Source organism: Nocardioides sp. R-C-SC26 (assembly GCF_021246465.1).
In the GTDB taxonomy this organism is placed as follows: Bacteria; Actinomycetota; Actinomycetes; order Propionibacteriales; family Nocardioidaceae; genus Nocardioides.
The window spans coordinates 1-305 of the sequence record NZ_JAHRHK010000102.1; the positions used below are offsets into that span (position 1 = coordinate 1).

A 305-nucleotide genomic window follows, 5' to 3' on the forward strand; every position below is an offset into this window, starting at 1 on the left:
GGCAACTACTTCGGCATCCTCGGTATGGCCACCGCCCTCGTCGTCGCCACCGTGGTCGCGTTCGACACCGACGTCGTCGGGCTCGGCGCCGTGCTGCTCGTGGTCGCGGTCGTGGTCGGCGCCGGTATCGGCCTGCAGTTGGCCCGCACGGTCGAGATGACCGGGATGCCCGAGCCCATCGCGCTGCTGCACAGCTTCGTGGGTCTGGCCGCCGTGCTCGTCGGCTGGAACGGCTCCCTCCACATCGAGGCCCACCCCGACTCCGCCGACACCCAGGTACTCGAAGGCGCCGGGTTGCTCGGGAT

1 protein-coding gene is annotated in these 305 nt (G+C 70.5%); it reads left to right on the forward strand.

All coding sequences use genetic code 11. The annotated features are described in order from the left end of the window. Positions 1 to 305, forward strand: a 305-nt coding sequence (locus KSO97_RS17620) for an NAD(P)(+) transhydrogenase (Re/Si-specific) subunit beta (protein ID WP_232682139.1), incomplete at both ends; no start/stop codon positions are given.